This is a genomic window from Leclercia sp. GLN_9 (assembly GCF_043105735.1).
Lineage (GTDB): Bacteria > Pseudomonadota > Gammaproteobacteria > Enterobacterales > Enterobacteriaceae > Enterobacter > Enterobacter adecarboxylatus.
This window is the reverse complement of the sequence record NZ_JBICLV010000017.1, coordinates 617584-631493: the sequence shown is the minus strand read 5'-3', so window position 1 is coordinate 631493 and position 13910 is coordinate 617584. Positions and strand designations below refer to the sequence as shown.

The window sequence follows — 13910 nt, the reverse complement described above, 5'->3', positions numbered from 1 at the left end:
AAATTATGCGTCTGGTTTTCTCGTCCCTGATTGCGCTCGGCCTGTTATGTAGCCAGGCTTTTGCTGCCCCCACGTCTGTGGATGGCGCTGATATTCGCGACAGCGGCTTTGTCTACTGCGTCAGTGGGCAGGTCAACACCTTCAACCCGCAAAAAGCGAGCAGCGGCCTGATTGTTGATACTCTCGCCGCACAGCTGTACGACCGCCTGCTGGATGTAGATCCTTATACGTACCGCCTGGTGCCAGAGCTGGCCGAAAGCTGGGAAGTCTTAGACAACGGCGCCACCTACCGTTTCCGTCTGCGCGACGATGTGAGCTTCCAGTCCACGTCATGGTTTAAACCTACCCGTAAACTCAATGCGGATGATGTGGTCTTCACCTTCCAGCGCATTTTTAACCGCGACGATGAGTGGCACTACGTTAACGGCGGCAGCTTCCCCTATTTCGACAGCCTGCAGTTTGCCGATACGGTGAAAAACGTGCGCAAGCTGGACAACCGCACGGTGGAGTTTACCCTCGCGCGCCCGGATGCCTCCTTCCTGTGGCATCTTGCAACGCACTACGCCTCGGTGATGTCCGCTGAATATGCCACCCAACTGACCCTGCAGGATAAACAGGAGCTGATGGACCGCCAGCCGGTGGGCACAGGTCCGTTCCAGGTTGCAGAGTATCGCGCCGGGCAATATGTGCGTCTGCAACGCCATGACAAATTCTGGCGCGGCAAACCGCTGATGCCACAGGTCGTGGTGGATTTAGGTTCCGGCGGCACGGGCCGATTATCGAAGCTGCTCACCGGTGAGTGCGATGTGCTGGCCTGGCCGGCCGCCAGCCAGCTGACCATCCTGCGTGACGATCCGCGTCTGCGCCTGACCCTGCGCCCGGGCATGAACATCGCCTATCTGGCGTTTAATACCAATAAGCCGCCGCTCAATAACCCGGCAGTGCGCCACGCTCTGGCGCTGGCGATCAATAACCAGCGTTTGATGCAGTCCATCTATTACGGTACGGCAGAAACGGCCGCCTCAATCCTGCCCCGCGCCTCGTGGGCTTACGATAGCGAGGCTAAAATTACCGAATACAACCCGGATAAAGCCCGCGAACAACTCAAAGCGCTGGGGGCGGATAATCTCACCCTGCAGTTGTGGGTCCCTACCAGTTCTCAGGCCTGGAACCCCAGCCCGCTTAAGACCGCTGAGTTGCTGCAAGCCGATCTCGCTCAGGTGGGGGTCACCGTGGTGATCGTTCCGGTGGAAGGCCGTTTTCAGGAGGCGCGCCTGATGGATATGAACCATGATTTAACCCTGGCAGGCTGGGCAACCGACAGTAACGACCCGGACAGCTTCTTCCGGCCACTGCTGAGCTGTGCAGCGATCGATTCACAGACCAACTATGCCCACTGGTGCCACCGCGAGTTTGATGACATTCTGCGCAAAGCGCTGTCAACTCAGCAGTTGGCGTCGCGCATCGATGCCTACGATGAGGCACAAACGATTCTGGCCAAAGAGTTGCCGGTGCTGCCGCTGGCCTCCTCTCTGCGTCTGCAGGCGTACCGTTACGATATTAAAGGGCTGGTGCTTAGCCCGTTTGGCAACGCGTCCTTTGCCGGTGTCTCTCGTGAGAAGCAAGAAGAGGTGAAAAAACCGTGATTATTTTTACCTTACGTCGGCTGCTGTTGCTGCTCATCACTCTCTTCTTCCTGACCTTTGTCGGCTTCAGTCTGAGCTATTTCACGCCGCATGCGCCGCTACAGGGCGCCTCTCTGTGGAATGCGTGGTGGTTCTGGTTTGAAGGGGTACTGCATTTTGACTTTGGCGTCTCCAGCATTAACGGCCAGCCCATCGCTGAACAGCTAAAAGAGGTGTTCCCCGCCACGATGGAGCTGTGCATCCTGGCGTTCGGTTTTGCGCTGGTGGTAGGGATCCCGGTGGGGATGCTCGCCGGGATCACCCGCAACAAGTGGCAGGATAAATTCATCAGTGCCATCGCTCTGCTCGGCTTTTCGGTGCCGGTGTTCTGGCTGGCGCTGCTATTGACGCTCTTTTTCTCACTGACGCTGGGCTGGCTGCCGGTTTCCGGGCGTTTTGACCTGTTGTATGAGGTGAAGACGGTGACCGGTTTCGCCATTATTGACGCCTGGCTCTCAGATTCGGTCTGGCGGCATGAGATGATTATCAGCGCCGTGCGCCATATGGTGCTGCCGGTGCTGGCGCTGGCCGTTGCGCCGACCACCGAGGTGATCCGGTTGATGCGCATCAGCACCATCGAGGTGTTTGATAAGAACTATGTCAAAGCCGCAGCTACGCGCGGGCTGTCGCGGCTGACGATTTTACGTCGCCATGTTCTGCATAACGCCCTGCCGCCGGTGATCCCGCGGCTAGGCCTGCAGTTTTCCACCATGCTGACCCTGGCGATGATCACCGAGATGGTCTTTAGCTGGCCGGGCCTGGGGCGCTGGCTGATTAACGCCATCCGCCAGCAGGATTACGCCGCGATCTCCGCAGGTGTGATGGTGATTGGCGCGCTGGTGATTATTGTTAACGTGATATCCGATATTTTGGGCGCTATGGCTAACCCGCTGAAACATAAGGAATGGTATGCCTTACGATAGCGTATACAGTGAAAAGCGCACGCCCGGGGCGTTGCGCACCGTGTGGCGTAACTTTTATGGCGATACCACGGCGATGATCGGCCTGTACGGCTGCGGCGGCCTGGCGCTGCTCTGCGTCCTGGGATCCTGGTTTGCGCCCTACGGTATCGACCAGCAGTTCCTCGGCTATCAGCTGTTACCGCCCTCCTGGTCACGTTACGGCGAAGTCTCGTTCTTCCTCGGTACCGACGATCTCGGGCGCGATGTCTTAAGTCGCCTGCTGAGCGGCGCAGCACCCACGGTCGGCGGCGCGTTTGTGGTCACCCTGGCGGCCACCCTGTGTGGGCTGGTGCTGGGCATTGTCGCCGGGTCAACCCACGGCCTGCGCTCGGCAGTGACAAACCACATTCTCGACACCCTGCTGTCGATTCCGTCGCTGCTGCTGGCGATCATCGTGGTGGCGTTCTCCGGCCCGCACCTGACCCACGCTATGTTTGCGGTGTGGCTGGCGCTGCTGCCGCGCATGGTGCGCTCGGTCTATAGCCTGGTTCACGATGAGCTGGAAAAAGAGTACGTGGTTGCCGCCCGTCTGGATGGCGCCACCACCTTAAATATTCTGTGGTTCGCGGTGCTGCCTAATATCGCCTCCGGGATGGTGACCGAGATCACCCGCGCGCTGTCGATGGCGATCCTCGATATCGCTGCGCTCGGTTTTCTCGACCTGGGTGCGCAACTTCCCTCCCCGGAATGGGGGGCAATGCTGGGCGACGCGCTGGAATTGATCTACGTGGCGCCGTGGACGGTGATGCTGCCGGGCGCGGCGATCATGATAAGTGTGTTACTGGTGAACCTGCTTGGCGACGGCATTCGTCGCGCCATTGTGGCGGGGGTGGAATAATGCCATTACTGGACATTCGTAATCTGACGATTGAAATAAAAACCAGCGAAGGCTGGGTGAAAGCGGTTGACCGCGTCAGCATTACCCTGAGCGAAGGCGAGATCCGCGGACTGGTGGGCGAGTCTGGCTCGGGCAAAAGTTTAATTGCCAAAGCCATATGCGGCGTGGCGAAAGATAACTGGCGCGTCACCGCCGACCGGATGCGTTTTGATGATATCGACCTGCTGCGCCTCTCCGCCCGCGAGCGGCGTAAGCTGGTGGGCCACAACGTGTCGATGATTTTTCAGGAGCCGCAGTCCTGCCTCGATCCGTCCGAACGTGTTGGTAAGCAGCTGATGCAGAACATTCCCGGCTGGACCTATAAAGGCCGCTGGTGGCAGCGTTTTGGCTGGCGCAAACGCCGGACCATCGAGCTACTGCACCGGGTGGGGATCAAGGATCACAAAGACGCCATGCGCAGCTTCCCGTATGAGCTGACCGACGGCGAGTGTCAGAAAGTGATGATCGCCATTGCGCTGGCCAACCAGCCACGCCTGCTGATTGCCGACGAACCAACCAATGCGATGGAGCCTACCACCCAGGCGCAAATTTTCCGCCTGCTCACGCGGCTGAACCAGAACAACAACACCACTATTCTGCTGATCAGCCATGACCTGCAGATGCTGAGCAAATGGGCAGATAAAATTGACGTGATGTACTGCGGACAGACCGTGGAAACCGCCGGCAGCGAAGATCTGATTACCATGCCACATCACCCCTACACCCAAGCGCTGATCCGGGCGATCCCCGATTTTGGCAGCGCCATGCCGCATAAAAGCCGCCTCAACACCTTGCCGGGGGCGATCCCGCTTCTTGAACATCTGCCGATTGGCTGCCGCCTGGGGCCGCGCTGCCCCTATGCGCAGCGTAAATGCATTGAAACCCCGCGCCTTGCCGGGCCGAGGAACCACCTCTTTGCCTGCCATTTCCCGCTGAACATGGAGAAAGAGTGACATGGTCGAAACCTTGCTGGAAGTGCGCAACCTGAGTAAGACCTTTCGCTATCGCACCGGTTTGTTCCACCGCCAGACCGTCGAAGCGGTAAAGCCGCTGAGCTTTACCCTGCGGGAAAAGCAGACCCTGGCGATCATCGGCGAAAACGGTTCGGGGAAATCAACGCTGGCAAAAATGCTGGCCGGTATGATCGAACCTTCTGATGGCGATGTACTGATTGACGACCATCTGCTGAAATTTGGTGATTACTCGTTCCGCAGTCAGCGGATCCGCATGATTTTTCAGGATCCCTCGACCTCGCTGAACCCGCGCCAGCGTATCTCGCAGATCCTCGATTTTCCACTGCGTCTGAATACCGATCTGGAGTTTGAAGCGCGCCGTAAGCAGATTATTGAGACCCTGCGGATGGTTGGGCTACTGCCGGATCATGTCAGCTATTATCCGCATATGCTGGCACCCGGCCAAAAGCAGCGTCTCGGCCTTGCCCGCGCGCTGATCCTGCGGCCAAAAGTCATCATCGCTGACGAAGCGCTGGCCTCGCTGGATATGTCGATGCGTTCACAGTTAATCAATCTGATGCTGGAGTTGCAGGAGAAACAGGGTATCTCGTATATCTACGTGACCCAGCATCTGGGGATGATGAAGCACATCAGCGATCAGGTGATGGTGATGCATGAAGGCTCGGTAGTGGAGCGCGGCAGTACCGCATCGGTGTTGGCCTCGCCGCTTCACGACCTGACAAAACGTTTAATTGCCGGGCATTTTGGCGAAGCCTTAACCGCCGATGCATGGCGAAAAGACCGCTGACCTGCCCCGTATGGAGTGGTCGGATTAACACTGTACGCGACACATGCTATTATCGCCGCGTTTTAACGACGGTTGTCCAAACAGATGACAGCCGCCACAACAATGAATATAAGGATTAGAGCTATGGGTTTTCTTTCCGGTAAGCGCATTCTGGTGACTGGCGTTGCCAGCAAACTGTCCATCGCATACGGCATCGCACAGGCTATGCATCGCGAAGGCGCTGAGCTGGCATTCACCTACCAGAACGACAAGCTGAAAGGCCGCGTAGAAGAGTTTGCCGCGCAGCTGGATTCCAGCATCATTCTGGAATGCGACGTTGCGCAAGATGAAAGCATCGACGGCATGTTCGCTGAGCTGGCAAAAACCTGGCCGAAATTTGACGGTTTCGTTCACTCCATCGGTTTCGCACCAGGCGATCAGCTGGATGGCGACTACGTGAACGCGGTCACCCGTGAAGGCTTCAAAATTGCCCACGACATCAGCTCCTACAGCTTTGTGGCGATGGCGAAAGCCTGCCGCAGCATGCTGAACCCAGGTTCTGCTCTGCTCACCCTGTCCTACCTGGGTGCTGAGCGCGCCATCCCGAACTACAACGTGATGGGCCTGGCGAAAGCTTCTCTGGAAGCAAACGTGCGCTACATGGCGAACGCTATGGGTCCTGAAGGCGTGCGCGTCAACGGTATCTCTGCGGGTCCAATCCGTACCCTGGCCGCTTCCGGCATCAAAGACTTCCGTAAAATGCTGGCGCATTGCGAAGCCGTTACCCCAATCCGTCGCACCGTTACCATCGAAGACGTGGGTAACTCCGCAGCGTTCCTGTGCTCTGACCTCTCTGCTGGCATCTCTGGCGAAGTGGTTCACGTTGACGGCGGTTTCAACATCGCTGCAATGAACGAGCTGGAAATCAAATAAGTTCGTGCCCTTCCCGCTCCGGCGGGAAGGTGTGCCCGGCAGCACCTGTCTGTCGGGTTTCTCCCGCTGTTTTTCCCCTCGTTATTCCGTTCCGCTATTTGTTATCACCTAACAATATTTTTCCGCTTATCCGCCTTACGCCAGGATATTGATCGCTATGTTGAGATCAAGGAATGCACATGGAACAACGCCGTATTTCTGGCAAAGGCCACTGGTATCACGAGACCCAGTCCAGTAGCAGCCCGACGGAAGTCCTGCCTTTGGTTCCCGAAGCCGCACAGGTGGCGGATCGTTTTTTGTTGAACCTCGCCTTACCGGCCTCGCTGCTGGCAGCCTGTGAGCGCTGGTTAACCCCGGCCAGGGCGCTGTGCGACCTCTTTTTCCCCCGTGCCGTGCCGGTAAATCGCCTGCGCACGTTCAGCGCGTATGACCGGTTCAGCACGGCCCTGACCGTGGCACAGGTGTGCGGCGTGCAGCGGCTCTGTAATCACTACGCCGCGCTACTTGCCCCCCTCCCCGGTCCTGACTCCTCCCGTGAAAGTAATCGCCGCCTCGCCCAAATCACTCAGTATGCCCGCCAGCTTGCCAGCTCACCCGATGTGATCGACAGCAAGGCACAGCAGGAACTGGATGACGTGGGCCTGACGGTCTACGACATTGTGACCATCAATCAGATTATCGGCTTTGTTGGCTTTCAGGCGCGGGTCGTGGCGGTCTTCCAGGCCCTTCTCGGGCATCCTGTTCGCTGGCTGCCCGGGCACCACATCCCGCCGCACGCTCTGATAGACGATAAAGTGCTGAACATGGACACCTGGGAGCCAGTTGTCCCGGGCGTTGAGCAATGCAATGCCAGTGCACAACAGCTGGCATCGCTTGAACGCTGGCAGGCTGAGCCGCTGTTGCGGCAGCTCACGCCGGTGCTGTGTCATGAACCGGCGATCCTCGATTACACAGGTGAAATTCTGGTCAGCGGGATCCATGCCGCACAGACATCGCCTGCCCTGGATGAGCCAGTGAGACGCGCGATAGAGCAACTGGCGCGCTCCCCGGATCAGTTCAGCGCCGCGCAATTTACCCCGTTAACGGATGAGGGGCTTTCCCCGGCCCAGGCTATCAACCTGCTGACCTGGAGCGCTTTTTGCGGCTGGTTGAACCGTCTGAAGATCGCCATTGGCAGAGGCGAATAACCATACTAATTACCTAAAGAGCGCTTGCTGTAGCAGTGAGATTCGCGTAAAACTGTCAGCCGCTCAATGGCTACGAAAATAGATCACTATGCTCCAGGACAACCCGCTGCTAGCGCAGCTTAAACAGCAACTGCATTCCCAGACGCCACGTGCTGAAGGGGTGGTAAAAGCCACGGAAAAAGGCTTTGGCTTCCTTGAAGTCGATGCGCAGAAAAGCTACTTCATTCCGCCTCCGCAGATGAAGAAAGTGATGCACGGCGATCGTATTACCGCTGTGATCCATAGCGAAAAGGATCGTGAATCCGCCGAGCCTGAAGCGTTGATCGAACCCTTCCTGACCCGTTTTGTCGGTAAGGTCCTGCGTAAAGATGACCGTCTGTCCATCATCCCGGACCATCCCCTGCTGAAAGACGCCATTCCTTGCCGCGCCGAGCGCGGTGTCGCGCATGATTTCAAAGAAGGTGACTGGGCCGTGGCTGAAATGCACCGTCACCCTCTGAAGGGCGACCGCGGTTTTTATGCAGAACTGACCCAGTTTATTACATTTGGCGACGATCATTTCGTGCCATGGTGGGTCACGCTGGCACGCCATAACCTGGAAAAAGAAGCGCCTGAAGGCGCGGCGACAGAGATGCTGGACGAAGGTCTGACGCGTCGCGATCTCACTGCGCTCAATTTTGTGACCATCGACAGTGCCAGCACTGAAGATATGGACGATGCGCTGTATGTGGAAGAGCAGGCTGACGGCAAACTGCTGTTAACCGTGGCGATTGCCGATCCGACGGCCTGGATTGCTGAAGGCACCCCGCTGGATGAATCGGCTAAAATCCGCGCCTTCACCAACTACCTGCCGGGCTTTAACATTCCGATGCTGCCGCGCGAGCTGTCTGATGACTTATGCTCGCTGCGAGCCAACGCCGTGCGTCCGGTCCTCGCCTGTCGTATGACCATCGCCAGCGATGGCACTATCGAAGAGAACATTGAGTTCTTTGCCGCAACCATCGAGTCGAAAGCCAAGCTGGTGTACGACGAAGTCTCTGACTGGCTGGAAAACAGCGGTACCTGGCAGCCTGCCAACGACGCCATTGCCGAACAGATTCGTCTGTTGCAGCGCGTCTGCCTGAGCCGCAGCGAGTGGCGTAAGACCCATGCGCTGGTGTTCAAGGATCGCCCTGACTACCGCTTTATCCTCGGTGAAAAAGGCGAAGTGCTGAATATCGTTGCTGAGCCGCGTCGCATTGCTAACCGCATCGTTGAAGAGTCAATGATTGCGGCCAACATCTGTGCGGCCCGCGTGCTGCGCGACCAGCTCGGTTTCGGTATTTATAACGTGCATACCGGCTTTGATCCGGCAAACAGCGAAGCGCTGGCTGCCCTGCTGAAGACCCACGACGTGCATGTCGATCCGCAGGAAGTGCTGACGCTGAACGGCTTCTGCAAGCTGCGTCGTGAGCTGGATGCACAGCCATCTGGCTTCCTCGACAGCCGCATTCGCCGTTTCCAGTCTTTCGCGGAGATCAGCACCGAACCTGGCCCGCACTTTGGTCTGGGTCTGGAAGCTTATGCAACCTGGACATCACCGATCCGTAAGTATGGCGATATGGTGAACCACCGCCTGCTTAAGGCTATCATCAAAGGTGAAACCATCGCCCGTCCGCAGGACGAGACCACCGTGCAGATGGCAGAGCGTCGTCGTCTTAACCGCATGGCGGAGCGCGATGTGGGTGACTGGCTGTATGCCCGCTTCCTGAAAGACAAAGCCGGGACTGACACCCGTTTTGCGGCTGAAATCATCGATATCAGCCGTGGCGGTATGCGCGTTCGTCTGGTGGATAACGGCGCCGTGGCATTTATTCCGGCACCGTTCCTGCACGCCGTGCGTGATGAACTGGTCTGTAGCCAGGAGAACGGCACTGTTCAGATTAAAGGCGAAGTGGCTTATAAGGTGACCGAGGTTATCGACGTTACTATCGCTGAAGTCCGCATGGAAACACGCAGCGTTATCGCCCGCCCTGCGGTCTGATAGTTCGCTGCGAAAAAGTCGGATTCACCCCACCGGGTGGTCCGACTTTTTTATTACCTCTAAAACCTGATACTCATCACTTTTACTTATCTTTTCCTGCCAAATTTGCCAAAAGCGATCACAATTATTTGCGACGGGCAGGTTCACGCCATTTTGTGTTCTCAGAATATTCATTCGCCTGTATCCTTTTTCGCCATTCTCGTTCTAATATAAGAATACTGGGAAAAAACAATAAGTTTAGCCTTGAATCAGCGCCGTTTTAACGTGATTAAACCGACTGAAAATGCACATTGTGTGCAATTGAGTGCGCCTGGGAGAGAGCATGATTGACGATGTGGAGCAAAATTTGCTGTTTCGTTACATGGGCACCCACAGTCCCTGGTGGCGGTTAACGGCAGACAGCAATGCGCTTCATCTTGCGGCCAGTGAAAGCGCAGATACGACGCAAGTAGTCGCCCTGACCGACGAACAGGCAAATCATATTCGCCAGATGACGGTGATCACCTCCAGCATTACCATGACGCTCTCCCTGTACGGCTCCGAAGTACCTGTGCATCTGGTGGGCCGCAAGATTACTAAAAAAGAGTGGGCCGGCACCGCCTCTGCCTGGCACGACACCCCTTCTGTTGCCCGCGACCTGGCGCAAGGTTTATCTTTTGCTGAACAGGTGGTTTCCGAAGCCAATTCAGTCATTGTCATCCTTGACCGGCACGGCAATATTCAACGCTTTAATCGTCTGAGCGAAGAGTATACCGGGATGAAAGAGCATGAAGTTATCGGCCAGAACGTCTTCAAATTGTTCATGAGCCGTAGCGAAGCCGCCGCCTCCCGCCGTAACATCAGCGGTTTTTTTCGTGACGGTAGCTCCTATGAAGTGGAACGCTGGATCAAAACGCGCAAAGGGCAGCGCCTGTTCCTGTTTCGCAATAAATTTGTGCACAGCGGCAGCGGCAAAAATGAAATTTTCCTTATCTGTTCCGGGACGGATATTACTGAAGAGCGCCGCGCCCAGGAGCGACTCCGGGTGCTCGCCAATACCGATACCATCACCGGCCTGCCAAACCGCAATGCCATACACGATCTGATCAGTGCTGCGATCGACATGCGTGGCGAGGGCCAGGTGGGTGTGGTCTACCTTGACCTCGATAATTTCAAAAAAGTGAATGACGCCTACGGACATATGTTTGGCGATCAGCTTTTACAGGCCGTGGCGCTGGCGATCCTCAGCTGTCTGGAAGAGGGCCAGCTTCTGGCTCGTCTGGGCGGCGATGAGTTTATCGTGCTGGCAACCGGTACCTCGCAGGGCGCGCTGGAGGCTATGGCCTCGCGGATCCTGACCCGCCTGCGCCAGCCCTTCCGCATCGGTTTAATCGAAGTCTATACCGGCTGTTCGCTGGGTATCTCTCTCGCCCCGCAGCACGGGACCGATCGTGAAAGCGTGATTCGCAATGCCGACACCGCCATGTACACCGCCAAAGAGAACGGGCGCGGTACGTTCTGCGTCTTTTCGCCAGAAATGAATCAGCGTGTTTTTGAATACCTGTGGCTGGACACCAACCTGCGCAAGGCTCTGGATAACGACCAGTTGGTGATTCACTATCAGCCAAAAATCACCTGGCGCGGCGAGGTCAAGACCCTTGAAGCGCTGGTTCGCTGGCAGTCGCCGGAGCGCGGGCTGATCCCGCCGCTCGAATTTATCTCCTATGCCGAAGAGTCCGGGCTTATCGTGCCCCTGGGCCGCTGGGTCATGCTTGATGTGGTGCGCCAGGTCGCTAAATGGCGCGATAAAGGTATTAACCTGCGGGTCGCCGTTAACGTCTCGGCCCGCCAGCTGGCCGATCAGACCATCTTCAGCGATCTGAAACAGGCTCTGAAGGATCTTGATTTTGAGTACTGCCCGATTGATGTGGAGCTGACGGAAAGCTGCCTGATTGAGAACGAAGAGCTGGCGCTATCGGTAATTCAGCAGTTCAGCAAGCTGGGGGCGCAGATCCATCTCGATGATTTTGGCACCGGTTACTCCTCGCTGTCGCAACTGGCCCGCTTCCCCATCGATGCCATAAAGCTCGATCAGGCGTTTGTACGTGATATTCATAAGCAGTCGGTTTCGCAGTCGCTGGTGCGCGCGATTGTTGCCGTCGCCCAGGCGCTGAATTTGCAGGTCATAGCGGAAGGGGTAGAGAGTGCTAAAGAAGACGCCTTTCTGACGAAGAATGGCGTCAACGAACGACAGGGTTTTCTTTTTGCTAAGCCCATGCCCGTTGTCGCATTCGAGCGATGGTTTAAACGTTATCAGTCACGCAATGCGCGTTAGCTGGCTTTACGCAGGCCTGATGCGGTGTGGCGGTCCTGGAGCTGAACCAGCCGCTGCATATAGGCTACGTCTTTCGGCTGCAGGCAGAATGCAGCCTCCACCCAGTCTTCCGTGATGTCCATTAACTCACTGCGTGGCAACTGCATGACCCGCTGACGGGCGCGCAGCATGGCTCTGACACCGTTCATTTTAGGCTGTAACGTGTCGATAAAGGTACGTGTCGCCACATAGCCCTGACCGGGTTCGAACAGAACATCCACCAGCCCCTGCTGCTCATACCATTCCGCCGTGTGTGACTCCCCTTTGTAGATCAGCTCCTCGGCCAGTTTCATGCCGGAACGGCGCGCCACCAGCGAGTAGCCTCCCATGCCTGGGAAAAGATTAAAGGCGATCTCCGGAAAGCCTAAGCGCGCGTCCCGCTGCGCCAGTAAAAAGTGGTGCGCCAGCGCGGCTTCGAATCCACCGCCAAGCGCACTGCCTTCTACCATCGACAGGGTGATCGCCCCGGTATCGAAGCCTCGCGACGCAGCATGAACACAGTCCACACAGGCGCGGGCATACGCCCGTAGCGCTTCGCGACGGCCATTCTCAATGCAGTCAACAAAGAAGCGTAAATCACCGCCGGTGTTGTACATATCCGGCACCAGCGATCCGGTCACCCAAAAATCAACGTCAAACCCGGACTGCCTGACCAGCCAGGACAGGTTCATGATCTCCTCAATCAAAGCATGATTGAAGCAAGGGCGTGGCTGTGCTCGCAGCATCATCCACACAGTACGTCTTTCCTCTTCGTAATAACCTGCGAGCTGGGTGAATCGTGCAGAATCAGTAAACAGTTTACAGGTAGCCTGATTGATAATTGTCATAGTCTAATTCCTCATAGAAAAAAGCGCCTTGCGCGCAGAATTAGACTAATCCACTACCTAACTCCCCTGTATAAAGAAGTATCAAAATATCACTACCATTAATGGACTTTCGTTTGCACACTTTTTCCCTTCTCTTTTGCCTTCAATTTCTGCATCATTGAATTTATTCACTTTTCATTTAGGGATGAGGTTATGTCTGATATCGATGCACTGAAAGTTGCCCAACGTATTGATACTGTGCTGGATATTCTGGTTGCAGGTGATGTGAACTCTGCTCTGCGTAATCTCGAAATATTAAAATCAGAATTACTGGCTCAGGCGGGTGCGCAGAAAGATACCGATGAAGTCCCGCCTAAATCGCCGTGGGAAGTTTAAAGACCTCAGCAGCTCACGTAGTTATGTCAGTTTTCAACTAACGGCTGCGCCGTTTTAATTTGGATACTATGAATTCCCGACAACAAATAATATTACAGATGGTGATCGACACAGGACGTGTAAGCGTCGTTGATCTGGCTAAAAGCACTGGCGTGTCTGAAGTCACTATCCGCCAGGACCTCAATCTTCTGGAAAAAATGAGTTATCTGCGCCGCGCGCATGGCTATGCCGTGCCGCTGGACAGCGAAGATGTCGAAACGCGCATGATGAACAACTACGCCCTGAAACGTGAGTTGGCGGAGTTTGCCGCTTCCCTGGTGAATAACGGCGAAACGGTGTTTATCGAGAACGGCAGCTGTAACGCTCTGCTCGCACGTACCCTGGCCGAGCAGAAAGAGGAAGTCACCATCGTGACGGTGAGCAGCTACATTGCTCATCTTCTGAAAGAGACGCGCAGTGAAGTCATTTTGTTGGGCGGCATTTATCAGAAAAAAAGCGAAAGCATGGTGGGTCCGCTTACGCGCCAGTATGTTCAGCAGGTTCATTTCAGCAAGGCCTTTATCGGCATTGATGGCTGGCAGCCGGAGACCGGTTTTACCGGGCGTGACATGATGCGCTCGGATGTGGTGAACGCGGTGCTTGAGAAAGGTGGCGAGACGATTGTGCTGACCGACAGTACCAAGTTTGGCGCAGTGCATCCCTACACTATGGGGCCTGCCTCCCGCTTTAGCCGGGTAATTACCGACGAGGGTATTAAAGCGGTCCACAGTGAGAAATTGCAGCATGACGGACTGATCGTCGACATCGTTAAAAAACCTGTCTGATCCCCCTCCCTGCGCCCGGTTCGTCGGGCGTGTTACTGCCCTTTCGCTCTGAGATTATTCTGAACCATCCTTTAAGACTATTTACCTGTTGGATCAGTGATAAAGACGTAAAATTAATGTTAGC

Annotated in this window: 12 protein-coding genes; 11 read left to right on the top strand and 1 reads right to left on the bottom strand. The window is 56.0% G+C overall.

The features are described 5' to 3' along the window. Window positions 1-5 precede the first annotated feature (5 nt). From sapA to pdeR, 9 genes are all read left to right on the top strand, one after another. Window positions 6-1646, top strand: coding sequence for an ABC transporter substrate-binding protein SapA (gene sapA, locus ACF8PE_RS13845; RefSeq protein ID WP_032611141.1), 1641 nt, complete (start codon window positions 6-8; stop codon window positions 1644-1646). Beyond that, window positions 1643-2608, top strand: a complete 966-nt coding sequence (gene sapB / locus ACF8PE_RS13840; RefSeq protein WP_032611142.1) for a putrescine export ABC transporter permease SapB — start codon at window positions 1643-1645, stop codon at window positions 2606-2608. The genes sapA and sapB overlap by 4 nt, the downstream gene beginning before the upstream one ends. After that, window positions 2595-3485: a putrescine export ABC transporter permease SapC gene (sapC, locus tag ACF8PE_RS13835; RefSeq protein WP_032611143.1), complete on the top strand. Its 891-nt coding sequence runs from the start codon at window positions 2595-2597 to the stop codon at window positions 3483-3485. The genes sapB and sapC overlap by 14 nt, the downstream gene beginning before the upstream one ends. Then, window positions 3485-4477 carry a putrescine export ABC transporter ATP-binding protein SapD gene (gene sapD, locus ACF8PE_RS13830; RefSeq protein WP_032611144.1) on the top strand — a complete coding sequence of 331 codons (993 nt, stop codon included), beginning with the start codon at window positions 3485-3487 and terminating at the stop codon, window positions 4475-4477. Before sapC ends, sapD begins: the two co-directional genes overlap by 1 nt. Window position 4478: 1 nt before the next feature. Then, window positions 4479-5285, top strand: a complete 807-nt coding sequence (gene sapF, locus ACF8PE_RS13825) for a putrescine export ABC transporter ATP-binding protein SapF (protein WP_032611145.1) — start codon at window positions 4479-4481, stop codon at window positions 5283-5285. A gap of 123 nt (window positions 5286-5408) precedes the next feature. After that, complete coding sequence (gene fabI, locus ACF8PE_RS13820; protein WP_032611146.1) at window positions 5409-6197, top strand: enoyl-ACP reductase FabI; 789 nt, start codon at window positions 5409-5411, stop codon at window positions 6195-6197. Window positions 6198-6376: 179 nt separating this feature from the next. Next, window positions 6377-7384 (top strand): CMD domain-containing protein, encoded by a 1008-nt coding sequence (locus ACF8PE_RS13815; protein ID WP_392494983.1) that lies wholly within the window; start codon window positions 6377-6379, stop codon window positions 7382-7384. Between the two features lie 88 nt (window positions 7385-7472). Beyond that, on the top strand, window positions 7473-9407 hold the full coding sequence (locus ACF8PE_RS13810; protein WP_392494982.1) for an exoribonuclease II: 1935 nt from the start codon (window positions 7473-7475) through the stop codon (window positions 9405-9407). A gap of 322 nt (window positions 9408-9729) precedes the next feature. Beyond that, window positions 9730-11721, top strand: coding sequence for a cyclic di-GMP phosphodiesterase (pdeR, locus tag ACF8PE_RS13805; RefSeq protein WP_117385505.1), 1992 nt, complete (start codon window positions 9730-9732; stop codon window positions 11719-11721). On the opposite strand, the gene ACF8PE_RS13800 is transcribed toward pdeR, so the two are convergent. Then, window positions 11718-12587, bottom strand: a complete 870-nt coding sequence (locus ACF8PE_RS13800) for a crotonase/enoyl-CoA hydratase family protein (RefSeq protein ID WP_032611157.1) — start codon at window positions 12585-12587, stop codon at window positions 11718-11720. The two genes, pdeR and ACF8PE_RS13800, sit on opposite strands and share 4 nt — an antisense overlap. A 192-nt stretch (window positions 12588-12779) precedes the next feature. Between ACF8PE_RS13800 and ACF8PE_RS13795 the strand changes: the two genes are divergently transcribed. Both ACF8PE_RS13795 and ACF8PE_RS13790 read left to right on the top strand, forming a co-directional pair. Then, window positions 12780-12962: a hypothetical protein gene (locus tag ACF8PE_RS13795; RefSeq protein ID WP_059307720.1), complete on the top strand. Its 183-nt coding sequence runs from the start codon at window positions 12780-12782 to the stop codon at window positions 12960-12962. Window positions 12963-13030: 68 nt separating this feature from the next. Continuing rightward, window positions 13031-13786, top strand: a complete 756-nt coding sequence (locus ACF8PE_RS13790) for a DNA-binding transcriptional regulator YciT (protein WP_059307719.1) — start codon at window positions 13031-13033, stop codon at window positions 13784-13786. The last annotated feature ends 124 nt before the right edge of the window (window positions 13787-13910 follow it).

Coding starts and splice junctions, on each gene's coding strand:
- ACF8PE_RS13810 (WP_392494982.1), top strand. CDS start 7,473: ATGCTCCAGGACAACCCGCTGCTAGCGCAGCTTAAACAGCAACTGCAT.
- ACF8PE_RS13790 (WP_059307719.1), top strand. CDS start 13,031: ATGAATTCCCGACAACAAATAATATTACAGATGGTGATCGACACAGGA.
- ACF8PE_RS13795 (WP_059307720.1), top strand. CDS start 12,780: ATGTCTGATATCGATGCACTGAAAGTTGCCCAACGTATTGATACTGTG.
- fabI (WP_032611146.1), top strand. CDS start 5,409: ATGGGTTTTCTTTCCGGTAAGCGCATTCTGGTGACTGGCGTTGCCAGC.
- ACF8PE_RS13815 (WP_392494983.1), top strand. CDS start 6,377: ATGGAACAACGCCGTATTTCTGGCAAAGGCCACTGGTATCACGAGACC.
- sapA (WP_032611141.1), top strand. CDS start 6: ATGCGTCTGGTTTTCTCGTCCCTGATTGCGCTCGGCCTGTTATGTAGC.
- pdeR (WP_117385505.1), top strand. CDS start 9,730: ATGATTGACGATGTGGAGCAAAATTTGCTGTTTCGTTACATGGGCACC.
- sapD (WP_032611144.1), top strand. CDS start 3,485: ATGCCATTACTGGACATTCGTAATCTGACGATTGAAATAAAAACCAGC.
- ACF8PE_RS13800 (WP_032611157.1), bottom strand. CDS start 12,587: ATGACAATTATCAATCAGGCTACCTGTAAACTGTTTACTGATTCTGCA.
- sapF (WP_032611145.1), top strand. CDS start 4,479: ATGGTCGAAACCTTGCTGGAAGTGCGCAACCTGAGTAAGACCTTTCGC.
- sapC (WP_032611143.1), top strand. CDS start 2,595: ATGCCTTACGATAGCGTATACAGTGAAAAGCGCACGCCCGGGGCGTTG.